A 17,896-nucleotide genomic window follows, 5' to 3' on the forward strand; every position below is an offset into this window, starting at 1 on the left:
CCATTATTTCCACCGCCGTTGTTGCCGCCGCCGTTATTTCCGCCGCCATTGTTTCCACCACCGTTGTTACCACCACCATTATTGCCACCGCCATTATTTCCACCGCCATTGTTGCCGCCGCCGTTGTTGCCACCGCCATTGTTACCGCCGCCGTTATTTCCGCCACCATTGTCACCACCGCCGTTGTTACCGCCATCACCGCCGCCACTACCATTGCTATCATTATTTATGAATGACGAATCAGGGGTAGCGCGTTTATTGGTTTCATTTTCGTTACATGACGTATCACTTGCGCTCAGTGGAAAAAATGGATTTTTAGGTGTACATAAGCGATTCCTTTGAGAATTTTGGGCAAGAATCTCTATTATTGATGGTTGGGGGAAAGCTATCTGAGTTCTTGTTATAGGTTGATTGCGAAGAGTTGGTACATTAGTCCAAGCAGGATTTGCATTTAAAAATATTAAGGAAACCGTGCTGATTAAAAGCATTTTATATTGATTCTTCATGATAGCTCTCCACAATCGGATAAAATAATATGGTATCTATCTCGTAAGTTTAATATGTATGTAGTTAACAAAAGATAAATTTTTTTATATCTTTTGTAATATTCTTATAAAAATAAAAAAAAGAGGCCAGATTTTATTCTGGCCTCTTAAAGTGCAAGAAAATAGATATAATCTATGGCACAACCGGAGGACCATTATCATCCCCACCATCATCCCCACCATCATCCCCACCATCATCATCGTCGTCATCAGTAATTGCATCAGGTTCTGGTACAGGTCTATCACTAGATGATGCGGTATCATCATTTGTTGTTGAATCAGTTGTTTTAATTAATGTGTTTTCTTTCCAAGTAAATGGTGTGATTGTTGATGAAAGAGGTACAGGGTCGTCAGGTACCCATAGCACTATAATTCTTTCATATAATCCCCCCTGTCCACCTAGAGGTATTATTTGGTAATGCCCACCTTGGGGTTGGGCTACCGGTTGTAAAGGTTGTAAAAATTGTAATTGTCTAGGTTGTTGAATAGGTACCGGGTTTAGAACTGGTTGTTGCATGACTATTTGCTGATCAGGATTATCTATTGTATCATTGAAATTATCAAACGTTGGAATAGGATCTGAGGACGTTGTAGGGTAACCAGCAATCGTATCATCAGAATTATCAAATGTTGGGATAGGATCCGATGAGGTCGTGGGGTAACCAGCCATCGTATCATCAGAATTATCAAATGTTGGGATAGGATCCGATGAGGTCATTGGATTATTATATACGGGATCAGGAACCGGATTAGGATTAGGTATCGGGTTCAACCTATCTGGCGCACGCATGGTTATTGTCCCGGTATAATCAGGAACCGGATTGGGATTAGGTATTGGGTTCAACCTATCTGGTGCACGCATGGTTATTGTCCCGGTATAATCAGGAACCGGATTGGGATTAGGTATTGGGTTTAATCTATCTGGTGCACGCATGGTTATTGTCCCGGTATAATCAGGAACCGGATTGGGATTAAGTATTGGGTTTAATCTATCTGGTGCACGCATGGTTATTGTCCCGGTATAATCAGGAACCGGATTGGGGTTAGGTATTGGGTTCAACCTATCCGGGGCGCGTGTTATCGGTATAGATATCGGATTACCAGGATTATTTAAAAGCTGTAAAGGTTGATTAGGAGAAACATTATTAGATATAACACTATTTCTTTCATCAATATAATTCGATGAACCATTATTTATAACATACAAACGTCTAAGAGATTGATCTTGAGAATTAATGTTTGTTTGTCTTAATAAATCTTGCTGTCTTGAATATGATACCGCTTTTATTTGCATTAAAATCTTGGCTGTACATTCAGAAACAGATTGAATTTGTTTTTTTGAATATAATTCTGAACAAAATTGGGTTGGTGTCACAACAGATGCCACGCTTGATCCAATGGATAAGGCAAGCAAAGATGCCGTAATTAAAAGATATTTGGAACTATTCTTCATGGAAATCACTCCCTATATTTTTTTTAAGGATTTCCAGACTATCATTAAATAAAGTCTGTTACTTACTTGTAAATAGGTATAGTAAAATTTTATTCAAGGTTAGATATGTTTTTATATTTTTATATGTATAAATATAAATATTTATCTTTTATTAATTTTTTTGTGATATTATTCGCTAGGGAATTGTTATTTTATAAAAACGGTTCGTATCACCTAACATAATATTAGCTAAAATAGATTGATCATTTAATCTAATCATTTCTGTAATCAAAGAATTAAGGGATATTTCTTTAATAAGAGAAAGATCCATAAGCATATTATTGTCGATAATTTGACCCTGAGGATTCACATGCAAAAGCGTTAATTGACCAGATAACATATGGGCCATACCTTCATCAATTGAATCAGATATATTTATGTTTTCTTGATCCTTATCTGAATATTGATTTCCTAATATAATAAAATTTTTATCTGACAAAAACATGAGGTTCTTTAAAATAAAATCTTCATTTTCGCTTTTTGTGGTTTTATTTTCTATTATAGGCGATAAGGTATTATGTTGTTTTGAATTAAGAGTAGAATCAAACCACAAAAATTCTAATTTATTGTCTGCATTCATACCCACTAAAATTAAAGAACCATCCCTATACAATCCGGACGCAAGATTATTTAATTTTAATTGTCCAATATTTTTTCTGTTTGCTTCACGGCCATTACTATCCAAAGAAATAAGGAAAGAATCCTGGTTATTTAATTTTAATAAATTATTTTTTTGGCCTTGCCCGTCTCCTTCATATAAATTTTTCAAAATAACAATTTGATTATTTGATTGATTATAAAATAGATCAGCCTCTTGAAAGAAAACTTCGGCATATTCATCCATATAGGCCCATGATATCTTGCCATTGGCCGTAATATCTAAAATTAAATTTTTATATGATGTTGCCTGATTTATATTTTGCACATCAACCGACACTATATAATGACCATTTTTAATTGGCACTGCATGATTGATACTGACAATATGGTAATTTTTTAATTTAAGACTTGTTAATTTGGTATCATCAAAAGACCATAAAGAATTATTTTTATAATCATAGGCAACAATTTTATATAGAAATTGTCCATTATTTGAATTTACATCAAAGGGCAATCGTTCTTCTAGCAAAAATTGATCAGATTTAGCGGCAAGTAAATTATAAAATTCGCCTTCTTTTATTTTAAGAACAGTCTGGGTTATAGGTTGTAATTGTGGATTAAAACCTATAATAACCAATATATTATCATTTGTTTCTTCAGATGAATAAACACAATTATAAAGAAAAGTTAATTGTGCTTTTTCTTCATATTCAGATAAAGGCGTTAAACGACAAGATTTTGGCGTATAAGATTCTGGTAAAATAGTGGGAACAAATTTTGATATATCAAATAATTCACTTTTTATAGTGGTTGAATTTTTATCAACCGCATAAAGAGGTATATTATTGAAAAAATATATAACCAAAAAGCAAAGAAAAATACGATAGTTTTTCATGAAGATTTTTATCATTTTAAAGATTTAACTTAATAAGATAATTAATATGATAAAAAGTAAAGATATAAAGTTCTATTAGTGATAGTTATACCTAATATATTTATTATAAAAAAATATAATATTATATAGACATTACTGAAAAAAAAGTTTATAGTTTTAAATAAAAAGAAGCACAGCTAGTACAATAACCACAAAATACTAGCTGTGCTTGAGTCAACTTCCAAAAAATCTCCGCTAAAATTTCGGAGGATAGACATAAAAAAATATAATTGCCTAAACTTCATAGTGAAGTTTTTTGATACTAGAATATTAGTACCTAAGGCCTTAAAAATATCGCTTCAAAATGTTTTATTATAAAACCTGATATAAAAATATTATCAGTTTAGAAAATTTCTAAATTTTGAAGCGAATCAAAACTTTCATACAAACTATATATAAACTATACTTGAATTTTAATAATTGTATATTATTACTGCTTCAATAAATCACACTATAGTGTGATTTATTTCAAATTTATTTAAAATCCAGATAATTTCACTAATTACCCATTAATATGAATTATGAATATGGCAATATAACATCACTATGGGGGCTATTTTTTACAAAAATATTTTTTTATTATTCATTTTAGCAATGTCAGAAAAGGTAACTAGACTAATTATTTTAATTAATCCAAAATGACCATAAATTGATTATTCTATTCTTTCTTTCACAAAAAATTCTCTTATAATGCAAAAGCCAAAACGAATATGTTTTGACAGATTATTTTTTATAAATAAATATAAATCATAAAATCATTGCCAATACCAATGATCATGTATGAAAAGAATGTAATAAAACATTAGAGTTAAGTATTTTATGCAAGCGACGGCAACGACAAATAATTCACTTCCTATAAAAATTGCAACATTTCAAACTTTTACCGAAGCCCTTGATTATGCTGCCAAAGGAAGTACAGGTATGAATTTTTATTCAGCCAAAGGTGAACTTACATATGTTTTAACCTATCAAGCTTTACAAGATAAAGCCATGCAAGTTGCCCGGGGATTAATTAAAAGCGGCATCCCAAAAGGTTCAAGAATGGTTCTTGTCGCTGATACAGATCCCAATTTTATGATTTTATTTGCAGCGTGCCAATATGCATCGATTATACCTGTGCCTGTTGCCATACCAACTGTTTTTGGTGCCCATAAATCATATGTGGATGGATTAAAACGGCAACTTATGGGATCACTGGCGACTGCTGCTGCGGCACCCATAAGTTTATTGCCCTTTTTAAAAGAAGCTGCGCTTAATCTTGATATTAAATTTCTTGGAAGTTTTGATCATTTCCTTGATTTACCTTATGCCGATACTGACATTAGACCTTTTGACCCGGATGAAACCTGTTATCTTCAATATTCATCTGGCAGTACAAGATTTCCCCTAGGTATAGATATTCATCAACGTTCTTTAATGGCTAATGCATATGCTATTGCTAATCACGGTCTTTGTATCAGGGATGGTGATCGTACCACATCATGGTTACCTTTATATCATGACATGGGATTGGTTGGATTTATGCTTGTCCCTCTTTTATGTCAAATTTCTATTGATTATTTAACGACCAGAGATTTCGCAAGACGCCCTCTTTTATGGTTATCTCTTATATCCAGGCATCAATCAACCATTTCTTATAGCCCCAGTTTTGGATATGATCTTTGTGTAAGACGTGCTCGCGATTTAAATATGAAAGATATTAATTTATCTTCTTGGCGCGCTGCCGGGATTGGTGGCGATATGATTCAAGCGCAGATTTTAGAAAAATTTGTCAATACATTTGCACCTTATGGTTTTAAATCCAAAGCTTTTGTTCCAAGCTATGGGATGGCTGAAACAACCCTTGCTATCAGTTTCGCACCTTTAGATAAGGGATTTCAGTCAATTAATATTGATCGTGAAAAATTGTCTCAGGACAATATTGCAGATATTCATCAAAAACCTACATCCCAAACAAGAGACTTTGTTTTATGTGGGAATGTTTTACCCAAACATTCCATTGAAGTGCGAAATGAAAACGGGCAAAAACTTGGCGATCAAGAGCTTGGCAAAATTTTTGTTAAAGGTCCAAGTTTAATGAACGGATATTTTAATCAACCTGAAATAACCAAGCAAATTCTTTCAGCCGATGGTTGGTTAGACACAGGTGATTTAGGTTTTTTATATGATAATCAAATAATCATCACAGGAAGAAGTAAGGATTTAATTATTATTAACGGTCGTAATATATGGCCACAAGATTTAGAATGGGCAATTGAAGAATTACCCAATTTAAGACGAGGTGATGTTGCAGCTTTTTCTATTGAAAAAGAAAATGATAATGAAGAGATTATTATTCTTCTTCAATGTCGCCTTGGAGATGAAGAAGCCAAAATTAAATTAATTCAAGATGCTGAATCTTGTGTCAGACAAACAACAGGTTTGGATGCTAAAATTGTTTTGGTTCCACCCCACAGCTTACCACAAACCTCCTCTGGTAAATTAAGCCGATCTAAAGCAAAAAATAACTACCTTATGGGGACTTATATACCTCTTAAAGAAAGTTCCTATGCATGACCCATGTACCTATTGTGGCTGTCACAGGGGCCACAGGTTTTATTGGTAGTCATCTTATCCAAAATTTAGCAAAAAAAAAATTTTTAATTAAAATTTTATCTAGAAGATTACCGGTTAATTCTTTTTTATCATCCGCTAATTTCGAAGTCATCATCGGCGATGTTTTTGATTCTACCAGTATCGCTATACTTTTAAAAAATGCAGACTTTTTAATCCATAGTGCCGGGTTGGTGAAGGCACGTAATGTATCGGATTTTTATAAATATAATGTTGAAGCGGTCAGCCATATTGTTACTTTAGCTCAACATTATAACCCCAAAATAAAGGTTATTCTTATTTCATCCTTGGCGGCAAGAGAACCCCATCTTTCCTCTTATGCTAAAAGTAAAGCACAGGGCGAAAAAATAATTCATGCAAGTTCTCTTGAATATTGGATTGTACGTCCCCCAGCTGTTTATGGGCCAGGAGACACTGAAATATTACCCTTTTTTAAATTAGCGCAAAAAGGATTTGCCTTTTTACCCAACAAAGGACAGGGTCGTTTTTCAATGATCCATGTAGATGATTTAACAGAATGTCTTACATCTATTATACAATTTTTGCCTCCTAACCGCTCTATTTTTGAACCGGATGATCAACAAATTTTTGGATATAGCTGGCAAGATATCGTTGGGATAATGTCATTAATAATGAAGAAAAAAATTATATCTTTTAAAATTTCACCTTTTGTTCTTAATATAATTGCAACAGCAAATTCTTGGTATAAATCTTTTAATTCTCTATATGTTCCTATGCTTACACAAGAAAAAATAAAAGAATTAACCCATGATAATTGGATATGTAATAAATCATCTATGGATCTTTTAAAAGAATGGAAACCTAAAATACCCTTAAGCCAAGGGTTTCAAGAAACATTCGATTTCTATAAAAAAGCGGGATGGCTTTAATAAAGCTATTCTCTCACGCTTAAATTCATAAATCCTCCGGATTTTTTAAAGAAAATTATGACAGAATTGTTACAATTGGTAACAATTTGTTATTTCCCTAAAAGGCATTTTTTGATGAAAATAGTGTTAACTTAATAACAACTATAATAATGATTTTTGGACTAGATATATATAATGGTGGCTACAAAAGAACAATTAGTTGATTCAATTATTGAGATTTTAAAGTCTTTTTTAAAAAATGAACAAGTTCTTTCAGCTACAACTAATATATCAAGAGATTTAAATTTAGATTCTTTAGCCATTATGGATTTGATGATGGAATTAGAAGAAAAATTTGATATTTCGATACCTCTTAATCTTGTACCAGAAATCCAAACTATAGGCGATTTAGCTGATGCTGTTTTACAAATTAAAACAGCCCAAACCAGCAATACTTAATTAGATTTTGACGATAAGGGGAAATTTTTATGGGATTACTTGATAGATTTGCAAATGTTGCCCAACATTATGAAAATATTAAATCTTGTGGTGGAAATCCCTTTGCTGTCCAGATGGAAAAACTTTTATCCACAACCGAAGCTATCATTAATGGCCGTCCCACTCTTCTTGCGGGAACAAATAACTATCTTGGACTAACCTTTAACCAAGAATGTATTAATGAAGCAAAACAAGCTCTTGATCATTATGGGTCAGGAACAACAGGGTCCCGTGTTGCTAATGGAAGTTATGGCACTCATCAAGCTCTAGAAGAAGATCTTGCGGATTTTTATGGAAAAAAATATGCCATGATCTTTACCACAGGATATCAAGCTAATCTTGGTATTATTTCGGCGCTCGCTGGTCCTAATGATTTTTTAATTCTTGATGCAGATTCACACGCCAGCATTTATGATGCAGCCAAACTTGGCCAAGCAACAGTTATCCGTTTTAAACATAATGACCCTGTTGATCTTGAAAAACGTCTGGCCCGTTTAGCAGACCAACCAGGAAATAAACTTATTGTGACCGAAGGCATTTATAGCATGCTTGGGGATCAAGCTCCTTTGGAGGAATTTGTTAAAATAAAGAAAAAATATGGCGCCTATCTTTTAGTTGATGAAGCCCACTCCCTGGGTGTTCTTGGCGATAAAGGCCGGGGATTATGTGAAGCTGCTGGTGTTGAAGATGATGTTGATTATATTGTTGGTACATTCAGCAAAAGCTTTGGGGCTATTGGGGGATTCTGCGTTTCCAACGATCCCCAATTTGATCTTTTACGTGTTGTCTCAAGACCTTATATGTTCACAGCATCCTTACCCCCTGCCACGATTGCCTCTGTTCATACAGCCCTTAAGATTGTACGCCAACACCCAGAATTACGTATTCGCCTTTGGAATAATGCCCATTTCCTTTATGACGGATTAAAACATCAAGGATTTCAGCTTGGACCTGTAAAAAGTCCTGTGGTTGCTGTTTATCTTCCTTCCCCAGAACTTGCCGTTGTCATGTGGAAACAGCTTTTAGATTCAGGTCTCTATGTTAATTTGGCTCTGCCACCTGCAACGCCTCAAGGTACGGCTTTATTACGTTGTAGTGTTTGTTCTGCCCATGAACGTCATCAACTGGAAACTATGATCAAAATTATGACAGAAGTTGCCTATAAAGTTGGATATATGTTGGATTCAGCTGCTGTTGCATAAATAATCTTTACTATATAGATAGTAAAGGCAGCTTTGACATATATATGTCAAAGCTGCCTTTAATTTAACTTTTCTTTATTTAATTTATTACCAATTTCTAAAAGTATTTTTCTAAAATTAAGCTGCTTTCCTCATATTGGGATTGTGGGTATACCTATCTTTAAAAGAACCTTTCCATAAATCAAACACGATCTTCATAAAGCTTTTTTCTATTGTATGATGATAAAAGGAATTTTCCGGTAATTGAGACATTAAACGCTTATGGGCCTTCCCCAATGCATGATAAGGTAAAGCTGGAAAAAAATGATGTAGCGCATGATATCTAAGCCCCACAGGAAAAAGTAAAAACGTCAAAGGTGAGAAACCAACAATATTTACTGAATCAACCAATTGGCTTACATAACTCATGCTATCACCCTTATTGCCATACCGATGGGCCGCCAAATTACGAATCCAATTAAGCCCTGCGGCCCCCATACCTAAAATGTACACTTCGACCAAAACATGCGGTGCAATAACACCTGTCACCAAAGCTGTAAAAAATAAAGCTAGTACAATAAAACAGGCAACCTCTCCTAAAAGCCAAAGCCCTCTTTTTTCATTGGGGGGAAGCCTGCGGCGATATTTAGGATTACAGATATAAGAAGACACATTTTCTAAAACCCAAATGCGCAATTTTGGTATAAACCATGATAAAGGTCCCAAAAATAAAAAACGAATAACCGCAAATAAAGGTAACAATGGTACCTGAATCAAGTATAAGAGAATTGATTTGGTCGACCCACTTAATTGAACATATTCTCCATCCTTTGGGGTCCCATAATGACGCCAATTATGATGGTCTGTATGGTTTTTATACATAAAAGAAGGTGTAAAGGTTGGTATTCCATAAAAAACATTCCAAAATAATTTAAACCCATTCATAACATTACCGGGCATGTGCACAATTTCATGAATAAAAACACCAGCCCGAAATAATGCAAAAATAGAAACAAAAAAACTGCTAATTTGCCCAAAAGAAAAATTATCCGCCGTAAAATAAATATAGGCTGCCCCATAGGCAATTATTGTAGTTACAATAAAATCAAGCCAATATAAATAAGGTTTATAGATGAAAAGATCATCAACAATTGATTTTGCTTGTTGAATAAAAACCCGTTCTTCTTCTCTGCTTAAAGCTGATAAAGTTTTAAAATCTGTTTCCATTTTCGTAAATTATATTTAGTTACTAAGACATTTAATATAAAGATTTTATATGTATTTTACAATATACGTTGCTTATAAAGTTTCCATAAAATCACAGGAGACGCCAGTAAAGGATGTTTTTTTTGCCATGGTGTTAAAGTCATTGTAATACCGGAATGCCTTTTGATTTTCCATAAAACATAATCAACACCATTATCAAAAGTGAATGATGCTTTCATTAATCGTAAAAAATTTAAAATTCTTGCCCATATCGATCTTAAAAACCAAAGTAAGCTTTGACCATATATGTGATATGGGGAAAATTTTATTTCTTTTAATCGGTATATTATTTCATTATCTGTAGTTTCTTCTGACCATTTATATCCAAGATCTTTTAAAATCATGGGGGTAAGGTGTTGGTAATATGTTTGATTTGACATATATAAATCAACGGCTTTATTTGACTTTTCTGGTCTTAATTCTGCCCCGTACGTTTTAGAAAAAATACTAACCCACAGTTTTTTAATCGTAAAATTTGATCCCACTAATTGAATAGCTTGATGAATTATAGTTTGGGACGCCAGTTTTAAAGCATTTATAATTTGTATCCTTGCTTTATCATTTTTCGTATAAATTAAACGAATGGGCTGTGAAAATCTTGCCCACAAGGCAGGTTGCCACGCCTTGGGTGAAACGCCGCGATAAAATTGGTCATAATTTATCACAGCATATTTGGCCTTTAACATGTGATTTTGCCATGGGACAGATATAAAAAAAACATTGGGTGGTAAAAGATAATTAAAAAATGCCATTTTCTTTCTTGAATATGTTTCCAGGTATGAATCAACTACCACATAAAAATCAAACAATTCGTCATCAAGCTTTTCAATATTTTTTTTACGCAAACATGATCCATAAAATATTATACATAAAGCATTTGGATATTTTTCTTGAATTTTTTGTGACAAGAAATCAACATAAGATTCACATGGTTGATTAATATGTTGGTCCAAAAAATTAGAAAAATATTGGGTCATAATTTTTATATTTTTTTAAAAACAAACAAATTTCAATTGATGATCAGCTTTAATTTTAACTGGATAATTGGGAAAAGATTTTATAATTTCCCCATCAATAATAAAATCATTATCGATCTCACATTCAAGTATTGTTGCGCAATTACTTATATATCCTAATTGTTCTAATTGGGTTTTATCTTTTTTTCGAAGCACAACCCATAAAGAGTTTAATAGATTAAGAGGTGGATAGGGTATACTTAAATATCGCAAAAAACCTTTTTCTTGTCCCCAAAATGGGTTCATTTTATACACTAACTGATTAAGGGTAGTAACAAAAAATATAAATTTTGGATTGGTATTAAATTCATTATTATTTGCTTTAAAATCAATTTTGTACTTTCTAAGTACATCATCTTGGCTTTTTGACCGCGGCATAAAAATAAGCTTTATAAAAAAATATATCATAGTGACCAAAATTGCCAAGGATTTAGCCAATCCCCAGCGATGGAATTTATTTCTTCCCATTAAAGTTAACTCTGTAAAAGCACCCATTCCAAGAAATAAACCAAATAAAGGTTTATGGTCTGGGTGAACAGAAACAGACAAAATAGGTTTCGTGATAATATTTTTAGCCCCATTGACCTCGGATGATAATGTTCTAAAAATTTTTTCTAACCTACCTTTTAACCCAATTTCTAGCGCAATAAGATTGGTACGACCACCTGGCAAAATAGCTAGCAAAGGTGGCGTTTTATAGTTTGTTTGTCCATTTAAAATTAAAGTTAAAATGGCTTGAACTGTACCATCCCCCCCACTAATCACTAATAAATCAACTTTGTGATCAGCACAATTATTAAGAAGTGTAATCAGATGGTCAAATTCTTTAATCTCTTGATAAAGTATATCTGGATATTGGCGTACGATTTTAGATAAAGCATTAAGTTTATATTTATTATACCAGCTTTGTGGATTAGCAATGACACCTATTTTTCGCAAAATTACGAATTTCTTTCCGATAGCCAAGACGTAATATGATCATGCTGGGATCTGAAATTTTCTGCAGAAACAGATTGATAGATATGGAATAAAACACAAAAAATACTCCACGCAGCTAAAGCGTAAAAAGCAATTTCGGGACTTCCCAAGGCTAGCCCTATCATAAGAATAACAAGATTAGGATTGCGTCTTGCAACAATAAGACGGAAAAATGAATCAATGGGGCGCCATACATGAATTTGAATCTTGTGACGCCACAAGAACCAACCTTCTAAAATTCGACCCGCAAGATAGCTAAGAAGAACCGCCCATAAAGCAAACCACCACCCTGTTGATTGCAATAATTCTGGCTTCAATGTGATAACACCCTGCCACCATGCCCACCACCAAAAAGGGGGATGGATATGATCAATACCATGATCAAAAATATTACCCAAAGGAGATGACGTCATTGTGACACGGGCAAGTTTACCATCAACCGTATCAAGAAATGTCATAATCCAAGCTGTAATCATACCTAACCAAAAATGGCCCTCTACAAACAACCACATAGTTAAAAGAACAAAAATCAAACTGACACTTGTTACCATATTGGGGGTAATGTTGGCTTGCGACGCCCAACGCGTCACAGGTCTTGCCAAAGGTGGCCATACATATTTTGTCACAAAATCCGTAACCCCTTTATACACACCCTTGAACATTCTTTTTTCAATTAAATCCATTGAATCATCTGGTAAGGAGAAAATGTAAGGGTCTGCTCGTTTACGCAAAGATCGGTTATAAGATGAGGTAAGATCACTTGGCTTTACAACTTTTAACCCTAAGGCTGCCGCTGCTTCTGGATTTAAGGGCGAAAGTTTCAATAATTGAACAGTGGCTGCAAAATTATCTGTCTGGCAATGGGCAGCTATAGGTAATAATTGATTATTCTTTTCCAAAACCAAAATAATATCTGGTGTTTCAATAAGCGCTTTAATTAAGGTTTCATCGACCACATAATTTTGGTGACCTAAAACAACGGACGGTGCATCTTCATGAATAAGTGTCGTTTCATCGCCGATATCTTTGACTTCATAACGTTTAAAAGCACGGGTCCAACGCACATAAGAGGATGTTCCCCAAATTTTAATGTCACATTGACCTATAATTCTGGCAACAGGTCTTGGTTTTTGAGCAGAGCGGGCAAGAATTTTACGAACACCATACATAGATTATCAAACCTTAAATTATTAATTTTTAATACTTTTTTAATCTTTTTTCTATAAAAACGAGCTATTTTATGTAAAACTTATATATGTTAATGCCTTTTCTTGCTGGGTTAATCAAGAAAATAATCTTAAGATACATTTTTAAACTTTTGTGGTGTTGTATAAAATATATGACAAAAATTGCCCATTTTTCTGATCTTCATTTAAAACTACCTTCTTTACCTTTCTCTAAGGCTTTAAGCAAAAGATTGCTTGGTTTTTTATCATGGCATTGGCGGCGACGTCAAATTCATGATCATGGGGTTTTACCTGTTTTTCTTCAAGATTTATCCACCCAACCTATTGATCATATGATTATTACAGGGGATTTAATTAATATTTCTTTGGAAGAAGAATATATAAATGCCCATCGATGGTTAGAAAATACAGGGTCACCGGATAAAATTAGCATTATACCCGGAAATCATGATTGTTATGTCCCAGTACTATGGGAAAAATCGTTGGGATTATGGTCAAGATATATGACTAATGATTATGATCAAAACCAAATGGCCGTAAAATCGTTTGATGATTTTCCGTATTTACGCATTAAAAATAATATAGCCATTATTGGCGTTTCATCCGCCAGGCCCATGCCCCTTTCCAGTGCAGCTGGAATTATTGGAACCAATCAACTCACAAAATTAGCTCATTTATTAGATTATTTAAAAGCCAAAAATCTATTTAAAATTATTCTTATCCATCATCCACCTTTTACTTTAAAAGGTCATGAAAGAAAACAACTTCAAGATATATCTGCCTTTATAGAAACCATTAATCCTTATGGTGTTCATATGATTGTTCATGGCCATACCCATAGATCGGGACTAACAAAAATTAATACAGATCAGGGTTATATTCCTGTTGTTGGCGTACCTTCAATTTCATCCTATCCTGTCAAAAATAAGCCACATGCGCGCTATCATATTTATACCATCATCCAAAAATCGCAGAAATGGTTTGTTGATGTGGAAGTAAGAGGTTATAATAAAGTCACAAATTTATTTAACCAAGAAGGTAGATTTACATTAGCTATCCCTTGACCCATGATTTTAAATATTATTTATCACTATAATCAAATCACTCTATGACCAATCAAACTCTTTTAACTTTTAATTATCCGAACAGCATTATCCATGAGTATCATAATTGGGCTGTTTTATTGCGTCCGCAGCAGATAACTTTGGGCTCTTTAATTTTAGCCACGAAAAGTAATGCAACATCCTTTTCTAATCTTCAGGAACCATGTTTTATTGAATTACCAACTGTTATCAAAAACATTGAACATTCTTTAAAAAAAATATTTAACTATCAAAAAATCAACTATTTAATGCTTATGATGGTTGACCCGCATGTTCATTGGCATGTCATACCCCGCTATGATCAACCCCAATTATTTGATACAATAAGTTTTCAAGATCCTGGTTGGCCAGCTTTACCTAATTTTAAACATACAACCGCCTTATCTCAAGACCAATACGATCATTTATTGTCTTTTATCAAAAAACAATGGGTCTTAGATTAAGTCCTATGATTAAATTAATGTTAAGCAAAACCCGAATTATCGATTTATATATTTTACGCAAAACCCTCGTCCCTTTGCTTATGACTGTAAGTATTGCTTTATTTGCCCTTTTGCTTGAAAGGCTTATCCGTCTTTTAGATATGGTGGCCAATCAATCTGGATCATTGCAAATTATTTTCAAAATGCTCGCGAGCCTTATTCCTCATTATCTTGGCATTGCCCTACCTGCTGCTTTTTTTGTGGGAACTATATTAACCGTCATGAAATTATGCCAAGATAATGAATTAGATGCTTTCCAATCTATGGGATATGGTATTCATCGTTTGCTTGTACCGCTTGGTGGACTTGCGCTTAGTCTTCTCTTGATCATTTTTTTAGTTATTGGTTTTATGCAACCCCATACGCGCTATGTTTATCGTGCACTTGTTTATGCTATTACACATACAGCTTTAAATGCAGTTTTACAGCGGGAGTCATTTTTTACCGGTCTTGGAGGAATGACTATTTTTATTGATGATATCAATACCCAAGGACAATTATTAACAGGTATTTATATTCATGAACAAAAAAATAATGAAGAGTTTATCACAACCACGGCCCATCATGGGGAAATTTTTCGTTCCAAAGATGATAACCAATTAATCCTTAGTTTAAATCAAGCATCACGTATTGAATCCAATCAAAAAACTGGTCAAACCAATCTTTCATCTTTTGACAGACTTGATATTCCGCTCGACATTGCGTTTGACCAAGAAAAATTTCGTAATCGCGGATTAGGCGGGGAGAGAGAGCTTACCCTATTTGAACTTTTATCCCATGATGAAAATTTACTTAAAAATATCCCCCCCCAAAATGTTCAGGCTGAAATTCATTCAAGATTAGTTAGAGTTTTTAGTTTATTATTTTTACCTATTATGGCTATTCCTCTTGGGATTAGTAATCGCCGCATTAAACGTGGATTGGGTTTAGTCGCAGGATTAGTTTTGCTTGTGACCTATCATCATTTATTGCAATTTGGTGAAAATCTTGTTGAAACCAATAGTCTTTCACCTTGGATCGCTTTATGGTTTCCCTTTCTTCTTTATAGTTTTGCAAGTTGTTTTGCTTTATATTTAACTGTAACAAAACCAGGGTTTAATTTATTAGATAGTCTTGATAATATAAGCCATACAGTAATCCAACCCATTAAAGAAAAAATTTATAAAAATTTATTTATATCAAAAATTAAATGACGATATTAGGTATTTATATAAATAAAAATTTTCTTGCCAATTTTGCTCTTGTTCTTTTTGGTTTTACCTCTCTTGTTCAGCTTTTAGATTTATTAAATAATACCGAGGACATTTTACAAAACCATAGTGGGACATGGTCCATTTTTTATTATATTATTCTAAGATTACCAGAAATTATGGGATCTATTTTAAGCTTTTCTATTTTAATTGCAGCTTTAATAACTTTAGGTAAATTTGTCCAGCATAATGAAATTTTGGCTTTAAAAGCGTTTGGTATGTCATTCTATAAATTTTTATTAACTTTATGGCCAAGTATAGTTTTTTTGGGTGTCTTTCATTTTGTTCTTCATAATTATATTATTAACAATGCCATCCAAGCACGTACCCAGTGGGATGCTGAAAGTGCCCTTAACAATCCGGATCAAACAAAAGGTACCAAAGATAAAAATCTTTGGCTTCATGATGAAAATTTTCTTATTCGTCTTGAAGGTGTTCTTGATCAAGGTCATACGTTGGTCAAACCCATCATTTCTAAAAGAAATAATTTAGGTAATATTGAAACTTTAACTTTGGCACGTAGTGCTCGTTGGGAAGAAGCTTATTGGGTTTTAGAAGATGTCCAAGAATGGACAATTGATACAACTTTTAATAGCCACTTCAAAAAAATACCCCGCCTTATATGGCACAGCAATCTTTCACCCCAGCATTTTGTTGATTATACAACACCCGCAGAAAGCCTATCTTTTTCTGATCTTATCAATTTTAGCTTCAATTCCGATATTGGTAATCAACATCCTTATTATTATTATCGTACCTCTTTATACAGGCGTCTTTTTCTCCCCTTTGTCTGTTTAATTATGGTTGTTCTTGCAGCCCCCATAGCCCAAAGAATTCAACGTCACGGTGGTATATTGACGGGATTAGCAACAGGTATTGGTTTAGGCTTTACATATTTTATTATCGATGGTATTTTTTTCACTTTAGGTGAAGTTGGTGCTTTACCTGCATTATTTGCTATCACCCTACCTTTAATTTTGTATTTAATTCTTGGTATTAGTTTATTGATCAGGGTTGAAGGTTGGTAATTAAAATCAATCACTGCTATAAATTACAAAAATACATTTACCATCAAGGAACAAAAGATTGAGAAACTATTTTGCCTTTTTTCAAAAAGCTTCTTACAATTTAGATAAAATGACCTTTAAAGAATTGGTTTATGCGTTCTTTACTTATCCAACTATTCTTCTTTATCTTGTTTTATCTATTGTTTTCTTCGTTCTTCTTTTAGCAGAAAATACTCTTTCTTTTTATGATATCTTTTTACCAATTGTGGCAACAATAGTTATTTATCCTTTTGCCTGGTATGTGATCCATCGATTTGTTCTTCACAGTAGACTTTATAAAATAAAATATGCCGCAGCTACCTGGAAACGTATTCATTTTGATCATCATCAAGACCCCCACAATTTAAAGGTTCTTTTTGGTGCCCCCTACACAACCCTGCCAACTATTTTTTTAATTACAGGATCAGCAGGCTGGGCTTTGGGTGGTATGGTCGGGGCCTATAGCGGTATTATGACAGGATTAATTATAACCTGTTTCTATGAATTTTGTCATTGCATCCAACATCTTAATTATCAACCCAAATGGTCCTTTTTACAGCGCATAAAAAAATTACATCTTGCCCACCATTTTCACAATGAACAAGGTAATTATGGAATTACAAATTATTTGTGGGATCGTCTTTTTAATACTTTTTATGCTAAATCAAAATATGTTGAAAAAAGCCCAACCGTTTTTAATATAGGTTATACAAATGAAGAAGCTTTAAAATATCCCTGGGTTTTAGAATTATCCCATGGGGTTAGACGCGATGATGGACCAGGACGCTACCGGATTAAAGATCCTATAAATTCCCCCCAATAGCCATAATTAATAT

At 33.6% G+C, this 17,896-nt stretch carries 16 protein-coding genes; 9 read left to right on the plus strand and 7 right to left on the minus strand.

Going from position 1 to position 17,896, the window contains the following annotated elements; translation table 11 throughout:
• The 3 genes from K1X44_03930 to K1X44_03940 all read right to left on the minus strand — a co-directional run.
• Positions 1-506, minus strand: a 506-nt coding sequence (locus tag K1X44_03930) for a hypothetical protein (GenBank protein ID MBX7146443.1), incomplete at its 3' end; no start/stop codon positions are given.
• Between the two features lie 172 nt (positions 507-678).
• Positions 679-1,998: a hypothetical protein gene (locus K1X44_03935; GenBank protein MBX7146444.1), complete on the minus strand. Its 1,320-nt coding sequence runs from the start codon at positions 1,996-1,998 to the stop codon at positions 679-681.
• Between the two features lie 175 nt (positions 1,999-2,173).
• Positions 2,174-3,532 (minus strand): hypothetical protein, encoded by a 1,359-nt coding sequence (locus tag K1X44_03940; protein MBX7146445.1) that lies wholly within the window; start codon positions 3,530-3,532, stop codon positions 2,174-2,176.
• Between the two features lie 858 nt (positions 3,533-4,390).
• On the opposite strand from K1X44_03940, the gene K1X44_03945 reads away from it, so the two are divergent.
• The 4 genes from K1X44_03945 to K1X44_03960 all read left to right on the plus strand — a co-directional run bounded on the left by K1X44_03945 (position 4,391) and on the right by K1X44_03960 (position 8,753).
• The gene (locus K1X44_03945; GenBank protein ID MBX7146446.1) at positions 4,391-6,127 is read left to right on the plus strand and encodes a fatty acyl-AMP ligase; all 1,737 of its coding nucleotides are present in this window, start codon (positions 4,391-4,393) and stop codon (positions 6,125-6,127) included.
• Positions 6,124-7,074, plus strand: coding sequence for an NAD(P)-dependent oxidoreductase (locus tag K1X44_03950; GenBank protein MBX7146447.1), 951 nt, complete (start codon positions 6,124-6,126; stop codon positions 7,072-7,074). The genes K1X44_03945 and K1X44_03950 overlap by 4 nt, the downstream gene beginning before the upstream one ends.
• A gap of 174 nt (positions 7,075-7,248) precedes the next feature.
• Positions 7,249-7,512, plus strand: coding sequence for an acyl carrier protein (locus K1X44_03955; GenBank protein MBX7146448.1), 264 nt, complete (start codon positions 7,249-7,251; stop codon positions 7,510-7,512).
• Positions 7,513-7,541: 29 nt separating this feature from the next.
• The gene (locus K1X44_03960; protein ID MBX7146449.1) at positions 7,542-8,753 is read left to right on the plus strand and encodes an aminotransferase class I/II-fold pyridoxal phosphate-dependent enzyme; all 1,212 of its coding nucleotides are present in this window, start codon (positions 7,542-7,544) and stop codon (positions 8,751-8,753) included.
• Between the two features lie 117 nt (positions 8,754-8,870).
• Here K1X44_03960 and K1X44_03965 read toward each other — a convergent pair whose 3' ends face one another.
• From K1X44_03965 to K1X44_03980, 4 genes are read right to left on the minus strand one after another with little or no spacing between them, the layout of a single operon-like run.
• Positions 8,871-9,959, minus strand: a complete 1,089-nt coding sequence (locus tag K1X44_03965) for a fatty acid desaturase (GenBank protein ID MBX7146450.1) — start codon at positions 9,957-9,959, stop codon at positions 8,871-8,873.
• Positions 9,960-10,015: 56 nt separating this feature from the next.
• Entirely contained in the window at positions 10,016-10,975 is a 960-nt protein-coding gene (locus tag K1X44_03970) for a hypothetical protein (protein MBX7146451.1), read from the minus strand.
• A 15-nt stretch (positions 10,976-10,990) separates the two neighbouring features.
• Positions 10,991-11,953 carry a hypothetical protein gene (locus tag K1X44_03975; GenBank protein MBX7146452.1) on the minus strand — a complete coding sequence of 321 codons (963 nt, stop codon included), beginning with the start codon at positions 11,951-11,953 and terminating at the stop codon, positions 10,991-10,993.
• A 2-nt stretch (positions 11,954-11,955) separates the two neighbouring features.
• Positions 11,956-13,161 carry a CDP-alcohol phosphatidyltransferase family protein gene (locus K1X44_03980; GenBank protein MBX7146453.1) on the minus strand — a complete coding sequence of 402 codons (1,206 nt, stop codon included), beginning with the start codon at positions 13,159-13,161 and terminating at the stop codon, positions 11,956-11,958.
• Positions 13,162-13,331: 170 nt separating this feature from the next.
• On the opposite strand from K1X44_03980, the gene K1X44_03985 reads away from it, so the two are divergent.
• The 5 genes from K1X44_03985 (at position 13,332) to K1X44_04005 (ending at position 17,883) form a co-directional block, all read left to right on the plus strand.
• Positions 13,332-14,243 carry a metallophosphoesterase gene (locus tag K1X44_03985; protein MBX7146454.1) on the plus strand — a complete coding sequence of 304 codons (912 nt, stop codon included), beginning with the start codon at positions 13,332-13,334 and terminating at the stop codon, positions 14,241-14,243.
• A gap of 44 nt (positions 14,244-14,287) precedes the next feature.
• Positions 14,288-14,725, plus strand: a complete 438-nt coding sequence (locus K1X44_03990) for an HIT family protein (GenBank protein ID MBX7146455.1) — start codon at positions 14,288-14,290, stop codon at positions 14,723-14,725.
• Positions 14,726-14,742: 17 nt separating this feature from the next.
• Positions 14,743-15,957: an LptF/LptG family permease gene (locus tag K1X44_03995; GenBank protein MBX7146456.1), complete on the plus strand. Its 1,215-nt coding sequence runs from the start codon at positions 14,743-14,745 to the stop codon at positions 15,955-15,957.
• On the plus strand, positions 15,954-17,042 hold the full coding sequence (lptG, locus tag K1X44_04000; GenBank protein MBX7146457.1) for an LPS export ABC transporter permease LptG: 1,089 nt from the start codon (positions 15,954-15,956) through the stop codon (positions 17,040-17,042). The genes K1X44_03995 and lptG overlap by 4 nt, the downstream gene beginning before the upstream one ends.
• 109 nt (positions 17,043-17,151) lie before the next feature.
• Positions 17,152-17,883 carry a sterol desaturase family protein gene (locus tag K1X44_04005; GenBank protein ID MBX7146458.1) on the plus strand — a complete coding sequence of 244 codons (732 nt, stop codon included), beginning with the start codon at positions 17,152-17,154 and terminating at the stop codon, positions 17,881-17,883.
• Positions 17,884-17,896 lie beyond the last annotated feature (13 nt).

Source organism: Alphaproteobacteria bacterium (assembly GCA_019695395.1).
Taxonomy (GTDB): domain Bacteria; phylum Pseudomonadota; class Alphaproteobacteria; order JAEUKQ01; family JAIBAD01; genus JAIBAD01.